Source organism: Pseudomonas mangrovi, assembly GCF_003052585.1.
Classification (GTDB): Bacteria; Pseudomonadota; Gammaproteobacteria; order Pseudomonadales; family Pseudomonadaceae; genus Aquipseudomonas; species Aquipseudomonas mangrovi.
The window spans coordinates 408,274-428,067 of the sequence record NZ_QASN01000002.1; the positions used below are offsets into that span (position 1 = coordinate 408,274).

Here is a 19,794-nt window from a genome sequence, read left to right on the forward strand (position 1 = left end):
CCGTCCTTCTCCCGCCGGGAGAAGGTGGCGCGCAGCGCCGGATGAGGGAGGATTCGGCCTGCAGGGTGCCTGACCGCCGGTCCCCTTCCGGGCCGCGCCGCACCGCTATCCGCCTGCGCTTCTTTCCCGACCGGGATGCGGCAGCTCGCCCACCGGGCAGTCGGCCACACCGATGGTGCTGCGGGTCAGCTTCTCGACATCCTCCCGGGCCTTCTGCGCGTCCATCACCCAGGTGCGGTAGAACTCGAACGGGCAGTCGGCAACGCCCTTGTCGCCGTCGCCGGAGTTGTAGACGCCGGTGTAGCCGCGGTGCAGCAGCTTGAACAGGTGGTTCTGCGACTGGTCGTTGGCGCGCGCGTCGCGGATCTGCGAGATCGACAGCTGGGCGTACTGGATGCCCATCTCCTCCTCGCCGCACTCGCCCAGGGTGCGGCCATCGAAGCCGATGATCGCGGAGTGGCCGAAGTAGCTGTAGACGCCATCGAAGCCCGCGGCATTGGCCACCGCCACGTAGCAGTTGTTGGCCCAGGCCATGGTCTTGGACATCAGCACCTGCTGCTCCTTGGCCGGGTACATGTAGCCCTGGCAGCGTACGATCAGCTCGGCACCCTTCATCGCGCAGTCGCGCCAGATCTCCGGGTAGTTGCCGTCGTCGCAGATGATCAGGCTGATCTTCATGCCCTTGGGGCCTTCGGAGACGTAGGTACGGTCGCCCGGATACCAGCCCTCGATCGGGCACCAGGGAATGCACTTGCGGTACTTCTGGCGGATCTCGCCCTGATCGTCGATCAGCACCAGGGTGTTGTAGGGCGCCTTGTCCGGGTCCTCGTTGCGCTCACCGGTGAGCGAGAAGATGCCCCAGGTCCTGGCCTCGCGGCAGGCGGCGGAGAAGATCGCGGTCTCCTCGCCGGGGATGGTGGCGGCGGTGGCCATCATCTCGTCCTTGTCGTACATGATCCCCATGGTGCTGTACTCGGGGAACACCACCAGGTCCATGCCCGGCAGGCCGAGCTTCATGCCCTTGATCATCTCGGCGATCTTGCGCGCGTTGTCGAGCACCTCGGCGCGGGTGTGCAGGCGCGGCATCTTGTAGTTGACGACGGCAACGCCGACGGTATCGGGACTGCTGGAAATGTCACCGTGACGCATGGTCTTTACCTCTATGTCTGTCATGGCGAGCGGTGGACAAGAAAAGCGTTGTCCACCCTACGGAGCTAGGCGTGGGTGTCTGGGCTGGAAGCTCGGGTCTATGGCCTGCGGTTCACGACCGTCAATGACTGATCATCCACGGCCGGTTCGACGGGCTGGCCTTGAGTGCATGGGGGTTGGCCTTGGTCGGCGCCAGCGGCTTGCTCGGACCGCAGCAGCTGCAGCCGGCCGGATGGCGCTTGCTGGCGGCGTACTCGGCGACCGTCTTCGGTGCATGGCTGGCACGCTCGTTGGTTTCATGCGCGGTGCGGGTGCTGCCGGCCATGGTCGCCAGCCCCGGCGCGGTGCGAATTACCCGCGGGCTGGGCGTGCCGCAGGACGGGCAGTCGCACGGCTCGCCGCGCAGGCTCATCGAGCGCAGTGCAGTGAAGTCGCCGCAGGCGTCGCAGTCGTATTCATAGATGGGCATGTGCTATTCCTCGGTGGCGTGGCGCCGGGCGATCATCGGCAGCGGACTTCGCCCGGCCCGCCCCATGTCCTGGCTACGGAGCCGACGGCGGCACCTGCGTTGGGCTTCGCTTCGCTCAGCCCAACCTAGGCCCGCCGCCAGGCCCGTCATCTGCGCGTCACTTCTTGTCGTAGGCGATGGGCAGGTCGATGCTGCCGTCCAGATGCTTGATCGGGCCTGCGGCGCTGGGGTTGATGTCGAACTCGAAGATCTCGGTCGGCAGCCACAGGGTCGCGCAGGCATTGGGGATGTCGACCACCCCGCTGATGTGCCCTTGCACCGGCGCGGAACCGAGCAGCGAGTAACCCTGGGCCGGCGAGTAACCGAACTTGGTCAGGTAGTTGATGGCGTTCATGCAGGCCTGCTTGTAGGCCAGGTTCACGTCCAGGTAGTGCTGCTTGCCGGCGTCATCTACCGAGATACCTTCGAAGATCAGGTAGTTGTTGTAGTTGGGCACCACCGGGCTGGGCTTGAAGATCGGGTTCTTGATGCCGTACTTGGCCATGCCGCCCTTGATCAGCTCGACCTTCATGTGTACCCAGCCGGCCATCTCGATGGCGCCGCAGAAAGTGATCTCGCCGTCGCCCTGGCTGAAGTGCAGGTCGCCCACCGACAGACCGGCGCCGTCGACGTAGACCGGGAAGAAGATCTTCGAGCCGCGCGACAGGTCCTTGATGTCGCAGTTGCCGCCATGCTCGCGCGGCGGCACGGTGCGCGCGCCGGTGAGGGCGGCCTTGTCGCGCGCCTCACCCTTGAGCTTGCCCATGTGCGCGGTGGCGGCCAGTGGCGGGTTGGCCAGGGGCGGCACGCGGGTCGGATTGGTGTCGATCAGCTCCTGTTCGCGCTTGTTCCAGTCGGCGAGCATCTTGTGGTCCGGCAGGCAGCCGATCAGACCCGGGTGGATCAGGCCGGCGAAGCTGACGCCGGGGATGTGCCGGCTGCTGGTGAACATGCCCTTGAAGTCCCAGATCGACTTCTGCGCATGGGGGAAGTACTCGGTGAGGAAACCGCCGCCGTTCTGCTGGCTGAAGAAGCCGTTGAAGCCCCACAGCGAATCCTGCTTGGCGCCGATGTCGAGCAGATCGACCACCAGCAGATCACCCGGCTCGGCCCCCTTCACCCCGACCGGGCCGGACAGATAGTGCACGGTGGACAGGTCGACATCGCGCACGTCGCTGGCGTCGTCATCGTTCTTGATCGCACCGGCGGTCCAGTCGTAGGTCTCGAGGATGAAATCGTCACCCGGATTGACCCAGCAGGCCATCGGGATGTCCGGGTGCCAGCGGTTGTGAATCTGCTCGTTCTCGGTGGCGCTCTGCTTGAGGTCGACCTTGATCAGTGTTTCGGTCATGACAATGCTCCTGGGCCGGTTGGCGTTGGCGTTGGCGAAATGCCGTTGGGCTTAGTCTTGTCGCGCCGGGGAGATCGTTAAATACGCTGGATAACGTATGGGGACGTGGGCTGCTCTGCGGGTGCCGCAGAGCCACAGGCGTAGGTTGGGCTGCAAAGCCCAACGTGATGGGTAACCGCGAGGTGCCTGCGCGGCACCCAGTCCGCATCCCGCAGAGTCAAGGACGGCAAGGTTTGGCAGAGCGAGCTTGGCGCCGGGCTTATTGCCGAATGGTTGGAGGCGCCGGGTTTTCGGCCCCCCGGCCGAGTCACTTTCTCTTTGTCCGCGGATCGCCGCCCGACGCAAAGAGAAAGTGACCAAAGAGAAAGCGCGCCCCGACATCCGGGTCTGCCCGCTGCGCGGCCAGACTTCCCTCGCTCCGGTGCCGTTCCGGAGGCCGGCGCAGACGGGCCATCCTTGGCCCGACTCCGCCTTTCGCGGCATCCATTGCCGCTCACCTCCTGCGCAACACCTGCGCTCGGCCTCCTGTAAGGGGTATGCGCACCGAGTTGCCTGAAAGATGTTTGGGTCAGCCTCTGGTGGACAAGGCTGCGCCGTTGTCCATCCTACGAAAACGAGACAACCGTAGGGTGGATGGTCGACGCCATCCACCAATCACTTGCGGATTGCTGTGGGCACCCGATCCGGGATGCTCCGCGTCCCTCAGACGCAAGCGTCTGCCACCGCATTCCCACGCAGAGCGTGGGAACGATCGGCGCATAAGGTTCAGGCGACGCGAATCGCCCCTTTGTCCGGCTGAGCGGAGTCGTCGTGGAGAGGGGTAAGCCGCAGGGATGCGGCGCAAGGCGTAGAGGACCATGGATGGTCCTTCTACGCCGGCCCCTCGGAGCGGCGATGGAGCGAAGGAACCCGGCGCAGCCGGGCTGGACAATGGGGCAAGCGCTTTTGGTTACTTTTGTCGCGACTGACAAAAGTGACTCGCCCAGGAGGGCGAAACCTCAAGCCAACAGCCCTCTGGGCAACGAGCTCGGCATCCGTCGCTCAGCCGCCGAGCAAACCGAGGATCTCGCCCAGACTCCGCATGGACACCCTATCCAGCGGCGCTCCGCTCCTCTCAGACGCAGAGCGTCTGCAACTGCGTTCCCACGCGGAGCGTGGGAACGATCAATGCGGAAGACTCCGCCCCTCAGCGAGCACACGCCGAATCGCTACACCGACAAATACCGACTGATCGTCGCCTCATCGACATTCTCGCGCTTCTCCTCGACCACGAACCGCCCCTTCTCGATCACCAGGAAGCGATCGGCGATCTCCATGGTGAAGGACAGCACCTGCTCCGACACCACGATGGTCAGATCACGCATGTTGCGGATCTCCTTCAGGCTGCGGGCGATGTCCTTGATGATCGACGGCTGGATACCCTCGGTCGGCTCGTCCAGCAGCAGCACCTTGGGATTGGTCGCCAGCGCGCGGGCGATCGCCAGCTGCTGCTGCTGGCCGCCGGAGAGGTTGCCGCCCTTGCGTTTGCGCATGTCGTGCAGAACCGGGAAGAGCGCATACAGGTCTTCCGGCACCACGCCCTTGGCCGAGGCCGGCAGGCCGGTCTGGATGTTTTCCAGCACGGTCATGCTGGGGAAGATCATCCGCCCCTGCGGCACGTAGGCGATTCCGCTGGCGACACGCTGGTGGGTGTCGAGTTTCGACACATCCTTGCCGTCCACCTCGATGCTGCCGCCCCACTGCGGCAGCAGGCCCATCAGGCTGCGGAACAGGGTGCTCTTGCCCATGCCGTTGCGGCCCATGACCGCGACGATTTCCTTCTTTTCCACGCTCAGGTCGAGTTCGTGGAGGATCTGGCTCTGGCCGTAGCCGGAAGCGAGCTGGCTGATCTTGAACATATTCGGTCACTCCAGATTCAGGTCGGGTGTGCGAAGGCGGCTGGCGCGGGTGGAAATGCCTTTGGCGATGTCCGCCCTACGGTCGTAATACGGAAGTTGCCGAGGGTGGATGAGCGCGCCGCGTCCTCCACCGAACAACCGCGGGCTCAATGGCCCAGGTACACCTCGATCACCTTGGGATTGCTCTGCACCGCGTCCATGCTGCCCTCGGCCAGCACCTTGCCCTGGTGCAGCACGGTGACCTTGTGGGCGATGCTCTTGACGAACTCCATGTCGTGCTCGATGACCAACACCGAGCGGCCCTTGCTGATGCGCTTGAGCAGCTCGGCGGTGGCCGCGCGTTCGGAGACGCTCATGCCGGCGACCGGCTCGTCGAGCATCAGCAGCTGCGGGTCCTGCATCAGCAGCATGCCGATCTCCAGCCACTGCTTCTGGCCGTGGGACAGCAGGTCGGCCTGCTGGTGCAACTGCTCGGCCAGGCCGATCTCCTCGGCGACTTCCTTGACCCGCTGGATGACCGCCTCGCTGCGTTTGAAGAACAGTGCACCGAACACCCCACGGCCTTCCGGGTAGGACATTTCCAGGTTCTCGAACACGCTCAGCGCCTCGAAGATCGACGGGTTCTGGAATTTGCGCCCGACGCCGGCACGAACGATGTCGTACTCGCGCATCTTGGTCAGCTCGCGGCTCTCGAACTGGATGCTGCCGGAGGTGGCGCGGGTCTTGCCGCAGATCAGGTCGAGCACCGTGGTCTTGCCGGCGCCGTTGGGGCCGATCACCACCCGCACCTCGTTGCGGTCGATGTACAGGTTGAGGTCGTCGACCGCCTTGAAGCCGTCGAAGGACACGGTGAGGCCTTCGATGGCCAGCACCGGTTTGGGCATCTGGAATCCTGTCGGGCTCATACACTGGTCTCCAGTTTGCTCGGCTCTGCAGCCGCCAGGGGTTTGCTCTCGCCATCATCACGCTTGTCGTTACGCGGCAGCGGCGCGGGTGGTGTCGGCTTGCGCAGTTTGGTCTGCAGCCGCACCAGCCACTTCTGCCCATGGCTCTGCCACAGACCGGCGAGGCCGTTGGGGAAGTACATGACCACCGCGATGAACAGGCCGCCCATCAGGAACAGCCAGAGCTCGGGCAGGGTTTCGGAGAAGTAGGTCTTGCCGAAGTTGACCAGCAGCGCGCCATAGACCGCGCCGAGCAGCGACAGGCGACCACCGACCGCGCAGAAGATCACCATCTCGATCGAGGGCACGATGCCGACGAAGCTCGGCGACATGAAGCCGACCTGCAGGGTGAACATCGCCCCGCCGATGGCGGCGAAGGCCGCGCCGACGCAGAACACGAAGATCTTGAACGCCGCCACGTCGTAGCCGCAGAAGCGCACCCGCTCCTCCTTGTCGCGCATCGCCATCAGCAGGCGGCCGAGCTTGGAGGTGAGGATGAACTTGCCGATCAGGATGCAGCCCAGCAGCAGGAAGGCGTTGACGAAGTAGAGGATCAGCTTGGCCTCATCGCTACGGATGTCCCAGCCCATCAGGGTCTTCAGATCGGTGATGCCGTTGACGCCGCCGGTCAGACCCTGCTGGCCGATGATCAGCACGGTCAGGATCAGCGCGATGGCCTGGGTAACGATGGAGAAGTACACGTCGCCGACACGGCGCTTGAACATCGCCACGCCGATCACCAGCGCCAGGATCACCGGCACCGCGATCACCGCCAGCAGGGTGAAGCCGAAGCTGTTGAAGGGTTCCCAGAACCACGGCAGTTCGGTGATCTGGTTCCAGTCCATGAAGTCCGGGATGCCCGGGGTCGACTGGATCTTGGTGCTTTCCGGATCGGAGGCCTCGAGCTTGAGGAACATCGCCATGCAGTAGCCGCCGAGGCCGAAGAAGATCCCCTGGCCGAGGCTGAGGATGCCGCCATAGCCCCAGCACAGGACCAGGCCGACAGCGACGAAGGCGTAGGTCAGGTACTTGCCGACCATGTTCAGGCGGAAGGCATCGAGCAGCAACGGGAAGACCACCAGGATCAGCGCGGCGAGAATCGCCAGGCCGATGGCGCCCTGTTTGCCGCCGACGAATCGATCGAGAGTGCTGTTCATCAGTTGCTCCTCCGCAAGGTGGCGGCGCCGGCCGGGCAGGCGCTCGCCACGTCGAGGGATGGGGTGCCGCGCAGGGCGGCGGATGAGGTACGCAGATGGTTCATGGCCGTCATCCTTACTTCCGGACTTTTATCGAGAACAGCCCCTGCGGGCGCAGCATCAGGATGCCGACCACGGTGAGCAGGGTCAGGACCTTGGCCATCGAGCCACTCATGAAGAACTCCATGATCGACTGCGCCTGGGCGATCGAGAATGCCGAGGCAATGGTGCCGAGCAGGCTGGCCGCGCCGCCGAAGACCACCACCAGGAAGGTGTCGACGATGTACAGCGAGCCGGAGGTCGGCCCGGTCGAGCCGATGGTGGTGAAGGCGGCACCGGCGACACCGGCCACGCCGCAACCGAGGGCGAAGGTCATGCGGTCGACGCGCTTGGTGTTGATCCCCACGGCCCGGCTCATGGCGCGGTTCTGCACGGTGGCACGCACCTGCAGACCCCAGCGCGAGCGGTACATCATCAGGAAGATGGTGGCGGTGAGCAGGATGGTCAGGCCCATTACGAACAGGCCGTTGCGCGGGATCTCGATGGTGTCGGTGAGCTGCAGCGAGCCCATCAGCCACTCGGGCAGATTGGCGCTGACCTCGCGGGCACCGAAAACGGAGCGGAAGATCTGCTGCATGATCAGCGACAGCCCCCAGGTCGCCAGCAGGGTATCCAGCGGGCGGTGGTAGAGCCGGCTGATCATCGCCCATTCGACGACCCAGCCGATGGCCCCGGCGATGAAGAACGACATCACGATCGCCAGGAAGAAGTAATAGGGCCCGAAGGCGGGTGCGAAGCGCTCGGTGAGCACCGCGACGATGAAGGTGGTGTAGGCACCGATGGTGAGGAACTCGCCATGGGCCATGTTGATGACGCCCATCTGTCCGAAGATGATCGCCAGTCCCAGGGCCATCAGCAGCAGCACGCAGAACACGGACAGGCCGTTGAAGCCCTGCATGGCGGCGATGGCACCAAATTCCGATAGCCATTCCATGATGATGTCTCCAGGAAAAAGAGGGGGTGCGGCAGGCCGAGCCGCGTAGGCCCCGTCGGGCAGGCCGCAAGCGGAGGAGGCTCCGCCTGCGGCCTGAGGCTTGCCGCGTAGGGGTTACTGGTAGCCTTTCGGGAAGGGATTCGGCTCGATCAGGTCGGACTCGTAGACCACCTTGAACTGGCCGTTGGGCAGGACTTCGCCGATGCGGGTCTTGCTCCACAGGTGCTGGTTCTCGTGCACTTTCACGTAGCCTTCCGGCGCGGTGGTCAGTTCGATGCCAGGGGTCGCGGCGACCACCTTGTCGACGTCGAAGCTGCCGGCCTTCTCGACGGCGGCCTTCCACAGCCAGGGGCCGAGGTAGGCGGCCTGGGTCACGTCACCGATCACTGCGTCCTGGCCGTACTTGGCCTTGAAGGCTTCGACAAAGGCGGCGTTGTTCGGGTTGTCCAGGCTCTGGAAGTACTTCATGGAGGCGTAGAAGCCGGCCATGTTCTCGCCGCCGATGCCGAGCAGCTCGTCTTCGGTGACCGACAGGGTCAGCAGGGTCTGCTTCTCGGCGGTGACGCCGGCGGCCTTGAGCTGCTTGTAGAAGGCGACGTTGGAGCCACCGACCACGGCAGCGAAGACCACGTCAGGCTTCTTCAGCTTGACCTTGTTGATCAGCGAGCCGAACTGGGTGTGACCGAGCGGGTAGTACTCCTCGCCCACCACCTTGCCGCCGAGCACGGTTTCGATGTGCTTGCGGGCGATCTTCATCGAGGTGCGCGGCCAGATGTAGTCGGAGCCGAGCAGGTAATAGGTCTTGGCTTCCTTCTCCTTGGCGACCCAGTCGAGGCCGGCGAGGATCTGCTGAGTGGCTTCCTGGCCGGTGTAGACGACGTTCTTCGACTGCTCCAGCCCTTCGTAGAAGGTCGGGTAGTAGAGCAGACCGTTCTCACGTTCGAATACCGGCAGCACTGCCTTGCGCGAGGCCGAGGTCCAGCAGCCGAACACCGCGGCGACCTTGTCGTTGACCAGCAGCTTGCGCGACTTCTCGGCGAAGGTCGGCCAGTCGGAAGCCCCGTCTTCCTGGATGACCTTGATCTGCCGGCCGAGGATGCCGCCGGCGGCGTTGATCTGCTCGATGGCCAGGCGCTCGGCCTGGATCGAACCGGTCTCGGAAATGGCCATGGTGCCGGTGGCCGAATGCAGCTGGCCGACGACGACCTCGGTATCGGTGACCGCAAGACCGGTGGTGTTGACCTCGGCGGTCGGCGGTGCCGCAAAGGCACTCGCCGCCAACATCGAAAGTGCCGCGGCCCCCAGCGCCAGGCGCCGCGGGAAACGGAGTTTCGCGCCCTTCAGTTGTGAATCCATGGTTGTGCTCCTTTCTCGGTTGTCGGTGCCGGGCTCGCCGGGGCGAACCACCTGCATCGGGTTCGAGGCAAGGATGGGGTTGGGGGTGTTGCGCGGGGTATACGCAACTTGACGTAGCGGGGTACGTCAGATGACGTAGGCGCACCAAGGCGGTGCAGTCGCGGGCACGAATGGTGCAGAGAAGGGTCCCGACGGGGCATCGCCGCGGGCGATCGCACTGGGTATCGTCGGTCGTAGGGTGGATAACGCTTTTCTTATCCACCAAAGCCGTTCAGGTGGGTGGATGGCCGAAGCCCGCCGCTGATTGCGGGCTCACGTCCCGTTGCAGCGTCCCCGGCCCGCGAGACCATGTAGAACTGGTGGACAAGGCTGCGCCGTTGTCCACCCTACGCGGGCCTGGCTTTGCAGTTGGCGGTTGCGGCTGGTGTTTGGCCTGCTTCCGAGCGGGCTGATGACTCGTTGTTTCGGCCCCTCGGCCGAGTCACTTTCTCTTGTATGCCCAAGAGAAAGTAACCAAAGAGAAGGGCACCCCGACATCCGGGTCTGGCCGCCTTGCGGCCAGACTTCCCTCGCTCCGGTGCTGCTCCGGGGGCCGGCATAGACAGGCCCTCCCTGGCCCGACTATGCCTTGCGCGGCCATCCATGGCCGCTTACCCCCTGCGCAACACCTTCGCTCGGCCTGCTGTAAGGGGGTTAGGCACCGAGTCGTCTGAAAGATCGTTGAATCACTGCCGCTGGTGGACAAGGCTGCGCCGTTGTCCACCCTACGAGCGCGGCACAACCGTAGGGTGGATGGCCGAAGCCATCCACCAATCGCTCCCGAATTGCGATGGTGCCGACGCAGAGCGCGGGTACGATTGGCGCATAACCTTCAGACGGCGCCAATCGCCCCTTTTGTCCGGCTGAGTGGAGTCGTCGTGCAGAGGGGTGAGCCGCAGGATGCGGCGAAAGGCATGATTGGGCCATGGACGGCCCATTCGTGCCGGCCCCTCGGAGCGGCGATGGAGCGAAGGAACCCTGCGCGCAGCGCAGGGCTGGATGACGGGGCTAGCGCTTTTGGTTCCTTTTGGGGCAATGCCAAAAGGAACTCGCCCGGCGGGGCGAAACCGAAACTTTCAGACCACTCGGCAAGGAGCCATGCATCGTCAGCTCCAGCACCAGCGCAACGGATGCGCCAATGCGCATTCATCACCACCGAACACCGCGTCGCCCCACCGACCGACTTGCCCTTCCGGCGATGATGCCCCACGGCATTAGCCCACGACGTCCACGCGCCCTTAGAAGGGCGCAACTGCAGGCCCGCGTTCAGCATGGGGAGCGATCAGTCAGGGGCCCTAAAGGTCCCCGGCTCAGGGCAGCGTCCAGACCGCTATCCGCAACCACCAATCCCACCCCCGCCCAATCAAGTGGCGCCCACCCCACACCGGGGTGCAAAAACAGGGCACGGGAGTTGCAGAGGGTCAGCACCCCTGCCCCGGAGTTCCCCCGTGTCCGAAACCGGCACCCAACGCATCGTCACCATCCGCCGCGACTACAACCGCTGGGTGGCGGACGAGACCATGGAAGACTATGCCCTGCGCTTCACCCCACGGGCATTTCGCAAGTGGTCCGAGCTGCGTATCGCCAACACCGCCCTTGGCGCAGTCTCGTTTCTCGCGCTGGAGGCGATCGGCGGCGCGCTGGTGCTTTCCTACGGCTTTGGCAACACCCTCTGGGCGGTACTCGCCGTGGCCCTGGTGATCTTCCTTACCGGCCTGCCGATCAGCTATTACGCGGCGCGCTATGGCGTCGACATGGACCTGCTGACCCGCGGCGCCGGTTTCGGCTACATCGGCTCGACCATCACCTCGCTGATCTACGCCAGTTTCACCTTCCTGTTCTTCGCCCTTGAGGCGGCGATCATGGCCCTGGCACTGGAGCTGTACTTCGACATCCCCATCGCCCTGGCCTATGTCATCTGCTCGATCATCATCATTCCCCTGGTGGCCTTCGGCATCACCCTGATCAACCGCCTGCAGAGCTGGACCCAACCGCTGTGGATCGTCCTGTTGCTGCTGCCCTACGCCTTCGTGCTGTGGAAAAACCCCAGCGCGCTGAGCGACTTCACCAGCTTCGCCGGCCGCGAGGGCGAGGGTGGCAGCTTCAACCTGCTGTCGTTCGGCGCGGCCTGCACCGTCGCGCTGGCGCTGGTGACGCAGATCGGCGAGCAGGTCGACTACCTGCGCTTCCTGCCCGAGAAGACCCGCGCCAACCGCGGCCGCTGGTGGGCCGCACTACTCATGGCCGGACCGGGCTGGATCATCCCCGGCGCGTTGAAGATGCTGGCCGGTGCCTTCCTCGCCTTCCTCGCCCTGCAGCACGAGGTGCCCATCGAGCGCGCCGCCGAGCCGACGCAGATGTACCTGGTGGCCTTCGGCTACGTGTTCGCCTCGCCGGAGTTCGCCCTCGGTGCGATGGTCCTGTTCGTCATCGTCAGCCAGGTGAAGATCAACCTGACCAACGCCTACGCAGGCTCCCTGGCCTGGTCGAACTTCTTCGCCCGGGTCACCCACAGCCATCCGGGACGGGTGGTCTGGCTGGTATTCAACGTCGCCATCGCACTGATGCTGATGGAGCTGGGCGTGTTCGCCGCCATCGAGGAAGTGCTCGGGCTCTACGCCAACGTGGCCATCGCCTGGATCGGCGCGCTGGTCGCCGATCTGGTGGTGAACAAGCCGCTGGGCCTGTCGCCGAAGCACATCGAGTTCAAACGCGCGCACCTGTATGACATCAACCCGGTCGGGGTCGGCGCCATGCTGCTCGGCTCGTTGCTGGCGTTCTTCGCCTATGCCGGCTGGTTCGGCGAAATCGCCGCAGCCTTTGCCCCGATGGTGGCACTCGGTGCGTCCTTTCTGCTCGCCCCGCTGATCGCCTGGGCCACCCGCGGACGCTTCTACATCGCCCGTCAGTCCAGCCCGGAGCTGCTCTACCCGAGCCGGGTCGCGGACAAGGTGCAGTGCGTGCTCTGCAGCAATGCCTTCGAGGAGCCGGACACCGCCTACTGCCCCGCCTATGGCGCGGCCATCTGTTCGTTGTGCTGCTCGCTCGATGCGCGCTGTGGCGACAGCTGCAAGAGTCGCGCGCGGCTGATGGACCAGGTCGATGACTTCGTCCGCTGGCTGCTGCCGAACGCCTCCATCCCGCGCCTGCACAGCCGCCTGGCGCACTACCTGGCGCTGCTCGCGCTGCTGGTGCTGATGCTCTATGGCGCCCTGGCACTGATCTACACCCAGGTCTCCCATGACCTGATCCAGAACGCGCCGCAGGTCCAGGAAACGCTCTACCAGGCGTTCGGAAAGGCCTTCCTGGCGCTGTCGATGTTCGTCGCCATGCTCGCCTGGTGGATCGTGCTGACGCGCGAAAGCCGCCGCGTGGCGCAGAAGGAGTCGGATCGCCAGACCGTGCTGCTGATGCAGGAAATCGAGGCGCACCGCAAGACCGACGAAGCGCTGCAGAAAGCCAAGGAAGCGGCGGAAACCGCCAATGCGGCGAAGAGCCGTTACGTCACCGGCCTGTCCCACGAGCTGCGCACGCCGCTCAACAGCATCCTCGGCTATGCGCAGATCCTGCAGCGCGCCGCCGACCTGCCGGCCCAGCACCGCGATGCCCTGGCGACCATCCACCGCAGCGGCGCGCACCTGCTGTCGCTGATCGACGGACTGCTCGACGTAGCCCGCATCGAGGCCGGCAAGCTCAATCTGGAACCCTCGGAAATCGCCTTCCCCGAGTTCATCCGCCAACTGCAGCTGATGGTCGGGCCGCAGGCCGAGGACAAGGGCCTGCGCTTCATCCTGGAAACCTGCGGGCGCCTGCCGGCGGTGGTGCGCGGCGACGAGAAGCGCGTGCGCCAGATCCTGATCAACCTGCTCGGCAACGCGGTGCGCTACACCGACCGCGGCAGCGTCACCCTGCGCGCCAACTACCTGCGCGAGACCGCCACCTTCGAGATCATCGACACCGGTATCGGCATCGAACCCGAGCAGCTGGAGCGGCTGTTCCAGCCGTTCGAGCGCGGCGATCCGCTGCGTCAGGACAACGGCGTCGGCCTCGGCCTGACCATCACCCGCATGCTCACCTCGCTGATGGGCGGCGAGCTGTCGGTGCGCAGCACGCCCGGCGAAGGCACCTGTTTCCAGCTGCGCCTGTTTCTCTCCGAGGTGCGCGTGCCGCAGGCGGTGGTACACGCCGACCACGACATCAGCGGCTACAGCGGCGAACGCCGCAGCATCCTGGTGGTGGACGACCAGGCCGAGCACCGCAAGGTGATGATCGGCCTGCTCGAACCCCTGGGTTTCCGCATGCTGCAGGCGGCCAACGGCCAGGACGGCGTGCGCCTGGCGTCCCTGGAGCGTCCCGACCTGATCCTGATGGACCTGTCGATGCCGCTGCTCGATGGCCACCAGACCGCCGCGCTGATCCGCCGCAATGCCGGCAGCCGCGCGCCGATCATCGTGGTCTCGGCAAACGCCTTCGCCGATGACCGCGAGCGCAGCGTGTCGGCCGATTGCGACGATTACCTGGCCAAGCCGGTGCATCTGCCGATGCTGCTGGAAAAGATCCGCCAGCATCTGGGCATCACCTGGCTGCGCCGCGCGCCTGCAACGATCGCCGAACCGCCCGCCGAAGCCCTGCCGAGCGCTACCAGTCTGGCCGAGCTGCGCGAGCTGGGCGCGCAGGGCTACGTGCGCGGGATTCTCGAAAGGCTTGATCGGCTGGATGCCGAAGAGCCGGCCAGCCAGGGCTTCACCGAGGCGCTGCGGCAACTGATCCGCCGCTTTGCCCTCAACGAATTCAACCGCCGTCTCGAGGAAGTCGAACATGACTGACAACAGCGAACCGGGAGTCGTCCTGATCGTCGACGACGTTCCGGAAAACCTCGCCCTGCTCTCCGATGCACTGGAGCGCGCAGGCTACAAGGTGCTGGTCGCCATGGACGGCATCAGCGCCCTGGAACGCATGCAGCGCATGCGTCCGGACGTGGTGCTGCTGGATGCGATGATGCCGGGGCTGGACGGCTTCGAAACCTGCCGGCGGATGAAGGCGATGCCGGCGATTGCCGAGATCCCGGTGCTGTTCATGACCGCACTGACCGAAAGCGAGCATGTGGTCGAAGGCTTCGCCGCCGGCGGCATCGACTACGTCACCAAGCCGATCCACCCCGAAGAAGTGCTGGCGCGGGTTGCCGCGCACCTGCGCACCGCGCGCATCCTGCAATCGGCACGCAGCCAACAGCGCGCGCCACGACCGAGTCTGGACGACGAGCAGGTGCAACTGGAACTGGTGCAGCGCTTCGCCCTGACCGTGCGCGAGCTGGAAGTCCTGCAGTGGGTTGCCTGCGGCAAGACCAACCGCGACATCGGCACCATCCTCGGCCTGTCGCCACGCACGGTGAACAAGCATCTGGAGCACGTCTACGTGAAGCTCGGCGTGGAGACCCGCACCGCGGCCGCAGCGGTCGCCATGGCCGCCGCCGGCGCACAGCCCAGCACCGTCTGAGCGGCATGGCAGGGACGCCGCCCTTGCCATGCCGAATTAATGACGTCAAAATGCCATCATCCTTCCGATAACAAAAAGCCCGCTCCTGCCTGGATCGGCTATACCCAAAGGACCTTTCACCAACTCCGGCCAGGGATGCATGGGGTTGTCTTTCTCATTGCCAGAAAAAAGAGGCTCCCTGCAGATGACCACGCTTTCCCCCTCCCTTGCGCGCATTGGCGCCCTGTCCCTGCTACTCGCCAGCGGCAACCTGTTCGCCGCGGTTTCCGCCGACAAGGCCGCCGAACTGGGCAAGAGCCTGACCCCGGTGGGCGCCGAACGCGCCGGCAACGCCGATGGCAGCATTCCCGAGTGGACCGGCGGCCTGGCCGTTGACGCCGGCAAGATCGACGCCCGCGGCTTCCAGGAAAATCCCTACGCCGCCGACAAGCCGCTGTTCACCATCACCGCGCAGAACATGGAGCAGTACAAGGACAAGCTGACTCCGGGCCAGCAGGCGATGCTCAAGCGCTACCCGAGCAGCTACAAGATGCCGGTCTACCCGAGCCGCCGCAGCGCCGCCGCCCCCGAGGAAATCTACGAGATCGCCACGCGCAATGCGCTGAACGCCACCACCATCGACAACGGCAATGGCGTGGAAAACTTCCACACCGCCTACCCTTTCCCGATTCCGCAGACCGGCGCAGAAGTGGTCTGGAACCACCTGCAGCGCTGGCGGGGCTACAGCGTGCGGCGCTTCCTGACGCAGATCGCACCGCAGACCAACGGCAGCTTCAGCCCGGTGTTCATGCGTGACGAGTTCATCCTGCGCGAGAAAACCCGCGACTACGAGCCGGGCAAGTCCAGCGTGATGTCCTACTTCAAGCAGCAGGTCACCGCGCCGTCGCGCCTGGCCGGTAACGTGCTGCTGGTTCACGAGACCCTCAACCAGGCCACCGAGCCGCGCCAGGCCTGGGTCTACAACGCCGGCCAGCGTCGTGTAAGGCGCGCACCGCAGGTCTCCTACGACGGCCCGGGCACCGCAGCCGACGGCCAGCGCACCGCCGATGGCCTGGACATGTTCAACGGTGCCATTGACCGCTATGACTGGAAGCTGGAGGGCAAGAAGGAAATCTACATCGCCTACAACAACTTCCAGCTGGACTCGCCCGACCTGCAGTACGCCGACATCATCCGCGCCGGCCATCTCAACCAGGACCTGACACGCTACGAACTGCACCGTGTCTGGCACGTGGTCGCCACGCTCAAGCCGGAGTTCCGCCACATCTATCCACGCCGCGAGTTCTTCATCGACGAGGACAGCTGGATCGCCGGCAACATCGACCACTACGATGCCCGCGGCAATCTCTGGCGCGTCGGCGAGGCGCATCTGATGCCGCACTATGCGGCCCAGGTGCCCTACTACGCCGCCGAGTCGCTGTACGACCTGGTCAACGGCCGCTACATCGTCAACGGCCTGCGCAATCAGGAGCAGGCCTACGAATACAACTTCAGCGCACCCTCGAGCGAGTTCACCCCCGCGGCACTGCGCCAGGAAGGCATTCGCTGACCGACCCAGGCGCGATGCGGCAGAGAGGGACCGTCGGATGCATCCGGCGGTCCCTTTTTGCTAGAGTGCCCGGCACCCTACTCGACACCACTCCCCCGATGACTCCACGCGCCGAACAGAAGCTGCAGACCCGCCAGGCACTGATGAACGCCGCGCTCGAACTGATGGACAGCGGCCGTGGTTTCGGCAGTCTCAGTCTGCGCGAGGTGGCGCGCTGCGCGGGGATAGTGCCGACCGGCTTCTATCGTCACTTCAGCGACATGGACGCCCTGGGGCTGGCGCTGGTCGAGGAAGTTGGCGAAACCTTCCGCGTCACCCTGCGTCAGGTACGCCACAACGAATTCGTCCTGGGCGGGCTGGTCGAGGCCAGTACGCGGATCTTCCTCGATGCGGTGGAGGCCAATCACGGCCAGTTCCTGTTCCTCGCCCGCGAGCAGTACGGCGGCTCGCAACCCGTGCGCCAGGCCATCGCCAGCCTGCGCCAGCGCATCACCGACGACCTCTCGGCCGATCTGCGGCTGATGAACCGCATGCCGCAGCTGAGTCCGGAAGGCCTGGACCTGGTATCCGACCTGGTGGTCAAGACCGTGTTCGCCACCCTTCCCGAACTGATGGACCCCACCGCGGACAGCGTTCCAGAGCATCTGCGGCCGCGGGCGAAGATCACCCAGCAGCTGCGCTTCATCATGATCGGCGGCAAGCACTGGGAAGGTCCGACCGACGACGAGCCCCAGAACAGCGCAGCACTTCCAGAAGCGCACCAATAAAGCGCACCTGAAGCCCTGCCACAGAGGCGCCGCCCCGCCCCAGCGCGCGACTGCACCGGCACAGGGCAATCTTGGCAAGACCCTTGCTCTACTTCGTCATCGCCATGACGGACCCCTCCATGCTGGTCATCAATCAACGCATCCCTACCGCGGCCCACGACGCCGAACTGCACCTGGACTTCGAGGCGCGCAGCAAGACCCGCCTGCGCTGCTTCAGCGCCAGTGGCGAGGAAGTCGGCCTGTTTCTCGAACGCGGCCAGAGCCCGCTACAGGACGGTGAATGCCTGCAAGCGCGCGATGGCCGGGTGGTGCGTGTGGTCGCGCGGCCCGAGCAACTGATGCAGGTCACCTGCGCCAGCCCCTTCGAACTGATGCGCGCGGCCTATCACCTGGGCAACCGCCACGTCGCCCTGCAGCTCGGCGACGGTTGGCTGCGCCTGCCCGACGACTATGTCCTGCGCGCGATGCTCGAACAGCTCGGCGCCCGCGTCGAAGCGATCGAGGCGCCCTTCCAGCCTGAAACCGGCGCCTACGGTGGCGGCCACCACCATTCGCATGCCGGTGACGAGGCCTTCAACTACGCCCCGCGCCTGCACCAGTTCGGCGTACGCACGTGAACCCGGCCTGGTCACTGTTGCGCCTGGCCAGCCCGCAGCTGCCGATCGGCGGCTACAGCTATTCGCAGGGACTGGAAATGGCCATCGAGCAGGGCCTGGTCACGGATTCGCCCAGTGCCGCGCGCTGGATCGGCGATCAGTTGCTGCTCAACCTGGCGCGCTTCGAAGCCCCGTTGCTGCTGCACCTCTGCCAGGCCGCTGCCGTCGGCGACTGGAGCACCCTGCAAATGCTCGACGAGCAGCATCGCGCCAGCCGCGAGACCCGCGAGCTGCAGCAGGAAAGTCGGCAGACCGGCTACTCCCTGCGGCAACTGCTCGAGCAACTGCCGGAGCTGGATGACGCTGGCCGGGCCTGCTTCGCCGCCTGCGAGCCGCCCGGCCAGGCCCTGGGCTGGGCACTGGCCGCGCGGGCCTGGCAGATCAGCGCCGAAGACGCCCTGGCCGCGTGGCTCTGGGCCTGGCTGGAGAACCAGTTGGCGGTGCTGATGAAAGCACTGCCTCTGGGCCAGCAGGCCGCCCAGCGACTGACCAGCGAACTGCTGCCGCTGCTCGAGCGCGCCCGCCAGCAGGCCCTGATGACCACCCCGGAGCAGCTCGGCAGCGCAGCCATCGGCCTGCTGCTGACCAGCATGGCGCACGAGCGCCAGTACAGCCGCCTGTTCCGCTCATAGAACATCCAACGGAGAGAGAATCCAGCATGAACAGCCAACCCCTGCGCGTGGGCATCGGCGGACCCGTCGGGTCCGGCAAGACCGCCCTGACCCTGGCCCTGTGCCGAGCCCTGCGCGAGCGCTACAACCTGGCCGTGGTCACCAACGATATCTACACCCAGGAAGATGCCGACTTTCTGGTGCGCAACCAGGCGCTGGAGCCGGAGCGAATCATCGGCGTGGAAACCGGCGGCTGTCCGCATACCGCCATCCGCGAGGACGCCTCGATCAACCTGGAGGCGGTCGACCAGCTCAACCGGCGCTTCCCCGGCCTGGAGCTGATCATCGTCGAATCCGGTGGTGACAACCTCTCGGCGACCTTCAGCCCGGAGCTGTCCGACCTGACCCTCTACGTCATCGACGTATCCGCCGGCGACAAGCTGCCGCGCAAGGGCGGACCCGGCATCTGCAAGTCCGATCTGCTGGTGATCAACAAGATCGACCTGGCGCCCATGGTCGGCGCCTCCCTGGAAGTCATGGACCGCGACGCACGCAAGATGCGCGGCGAGCGGCCGTTCGTCTTCAGCAACCAGAAGACCGGCTTCGGCCTCGACACCATCATCGAATTCATCGAACGCCAGGGCATGCTCGGCGCTGCCTGAACCGCACCCTTTCACCGCAAGGAGAGAACCATGCACGCGCGCAACCTGATCGCCATCCTGACCCTGACCTGCCTGCCCGGGCTGGCCCTGGCCCACCCAGGCCATGAACACAGCGGGCTGGTGGCCGGTCTCGGTCATCCGCTGCTGGGCCTGGACCACCTGCTGGCGATGCTCGCCGTAGGCCTGTGGGCTGCACAGCAGCAGGGGCGGACCCGCTGGGCCCTGCCGCTGACCTTCGTCGCCAGCATGCTGGCGGGCGGCCTGCTCGGGTTTGCCGGCCTGCAACTGCCGCTGATGGAGACCGGCATCGCCGCCTCGGTCCTCGCCCTCGGCCTGCTGGTCGCACTGGCGGTGCGCCCGCCGCTACCGCTGGCGGTCGCGCTCACTGCGCTCTTCGCCCTCGCCCACGGCCTGGCCCACGGCCTCGAACTGCCCGAGCTGGCCAGCCCGGCGGCCTACGCGTTCGGCTTCGTCATCGCCACCGCCGCCCTGCACGCCACCGGCTTCGCCCTGGTCAACTGGCTGCCACGCGCCGCGGCTCCGCTGGTCCGCATCGCCGGTGCCGGCGCCGCGCTGAGCGGCGCCTGGCTGCTGGCGGGCTGAGACAGGGCGGGTGGA

The 19,794-nt window shown here is 65.6% G+C and carries 16 protein-coding genes; 8 read left to right on the plus strand and 8 right to left on the minus strand.

The window, feature by feature from the left end:
• Positions 1-105 precede the first annotated feature (105 nt).
• From DBO85_RS01945 to urtA, 8 genes are all read right to left on the minus strand, one after another.
• Positions 106-1,149 carry an aliphatic amidase gene (locus DBO85_RS01945; protein WP_108104751.1) on the minus strand — a complete coding sequence of 348 codons (1,044 nt, stop codon included), beginning with the start codon at positions 1,147-1,149 and terminating at the stop codon, positions 106-108.
• Positions 1,150-1,270: 121 nt separating this feature from the next.
• The gene (locus tag DBO85_RS01950) at positions 1,271-1,618 is read right to left on the minus strand and encodes an FmdB family zinc ribbon protein (RefSeq protein ID WP_108104753.1); all 348 of its coding nucleotides are present in this window, start codon (positions 1,616-1,618) and stop codon (positions 1,271-1,273) included.
• Positions 1,619-1,775: 157 nt separating this feature from the next.
• The gene (gene fmdA / locus DBO85_RS01955) at positions 1,776-3,008 is read right to left on the minus strand and encodes a formamidase (protein WP_108104755.1); all 1,233 of its coding nucleotides are present in this window, start codon (positions 3,006-3,008) and stop codon (positions 1,776-1,778) included.
• Positions 3,009-4,216: 1,208 nt separating this feature from the next.
• The gene (gene urtE, locus DBO85_RS01960; protein ID WP_108104757.1) at positions 4,217-4,906 is read right to left on the minus strand and encodes an urea ABC transporter ATP-binding subunit UrtE; all 690 of its coding nucleotides are present in this window, start codon (positions 4,904-4,906) and stop codon (positions 4,217-4,219) included.
• A 146-nt stretch (positions 4,907-5,052) separates the two neighbouring features.
• Positions 5,053-5,811, minus strand: a complete 759-nt coding sequence (gene urtD, locus DBO85_RS01965) for an urea ABC transporter ATP-binding protein UrtD (RefSeq protein WP_108104759.1) — start codon at positions 5,809-5,811, stop codon at positions 5,053-5,055.
• Positions 5,808-7,007, minus strand: a complete 1,200-nt coding sequence (gene urtC / locus DBO85_RS01970) for an urea ABC transporter permease subunit UrtC (protein WP_233356530.1) — start codon at positions 7,005-7,007, stop codon at positions 5,808-5,810. The genes urtD and urtC overlap by 4 nt, the downstream gene beginning before the upstream one ends.
• A 115-nt stretch (positions 7,008-7,122) precedes the next feature.
• A complete protein-coding gene (urtB, locus tag DBO85_RS01975) occupies positions 7,123-8,040 on the minus strand; it encodes an urea ABC transporter permease subunit UrtB (RefSeq protein ID WP_177429719.1) in 918 nt (305 codons plus the stop codon).
• Positions 8,041-8,154: 114 nt separating this feature from the next.
• Complete coding sequence (gene urtA / locus DBO85_RS01980) at positions 8,155-9,396, minus strand: urea ABC transporter substrate-binding protein (protein WP_108104761.1); 1,242 nt, start codon at positions 9,394-9,396, stop codon at positions 8,155-8,157.
• A gap of 1,487 nt (positions 9,397-10,883) precedes the next feature.
• Between urtA and DBO85_RS01985 the strand changes: the two genes are divergently transcribed.
• From DBO85_RS01985 to DBO85_RS02020, 8 genes are all read left to right on the plus strand, one after another.
• Positions 10,884-14,261: a hybrid sensor histidine kinase/response regulator gene (locus DBO85_RS01985; protein WP_108104763.1), complete on the plus strand. Its 3,378-nt coding sequence runs from the start codon at positions 10,884-10,886 to the stop codon at positions 14,259-14,261.
• On the plus strand, positions 14,254-14,931 hold the full coding sequence (locus tag DBO85_RS01990) for a response regulator (RefSeq protein WP_108104765.1): 678 nt from the start codon (positions 14,254-14,256) through the stop codon (positions 14,929-14,931). The genes DBO85_RS01985 and DBO85_RS01990 overlap by 8 nt, the downstream gene beginning before the upstream one ends.
• 184 nt (positions 14,932-15,115) lie before the next feature.
• Entirely contained in the window at positions 15,116-16,480 is a 1,365-nt protein-coding gene (locus DBO85_RS01995; protein WP_108104767.1) for a DUF1329 domain-containing protein, read from the plus strand.
• Between the two features lie 98 nt (positions 16,481-16,578).
• Positions 16,579-17,247 carry a TetR family transcriptional regulator gene (locus DBO85_RS02000; RefSeq protein ID WP_108104769.1) on the plus strand — a complete coding sequence of 223 codons (669 nt, stop codon included), beginning with the start codon at positions 16,579-16,581 and terminating at the stop codon, positions 17,245-17,247.
• A gap of 119 nt (positions 17,248-17,366) precedes the next feature.
• Positions 17,367-17,864 (plus strand): urease accessory protein UreE, encoded by a 498-nt coding sequence (gene ureE / locus DBO85_RS02005; protein WP_108104771.1) that lies wholly within the window; start codon positions 17,367-17,369, stop codon positions 17,862-17,864.
• Positions 17,861-18,535 (plus strand): urease accessory protein UreF, encoded by a 675-nt coding sequence (locus DBO85_RS02010; protein WP_108104773.1) that lies wholly within the window; start codon positions 17,861-17,863, stop codon positions 18,533-18,535. Before ureE ends, DBO85_RS02010 begins: the two co-directional genes overlap by 4 nt.
• Positions 18,536-18,561: 26 nt before the next feature.
• Complete coding sequence (gene ureG, locus DBO85_RS02015; RefSeq protein ID WP_108104775.1) at positions 18,562-19,176, plus strand: urease accessory protein UreG; 615 nt, start codon at positions 18,562-18,564, stop codon at positions 19,174-19,176.
• 30 nt (positions 19,177-19,206) lie between these two features.
• Complete coding sequence (locus DBO85_RS02020; protein WP_108104777.1) at positions 19,207-19,779, plus strand: HupE/UreJ family protein; 573 nt, start codon at positions 19,207-19,209, stop codon at positions 19,777-19,779.
• The last annotated feature ends 15 nt before the right edge of the window (positions 19,780-19,794 follow it).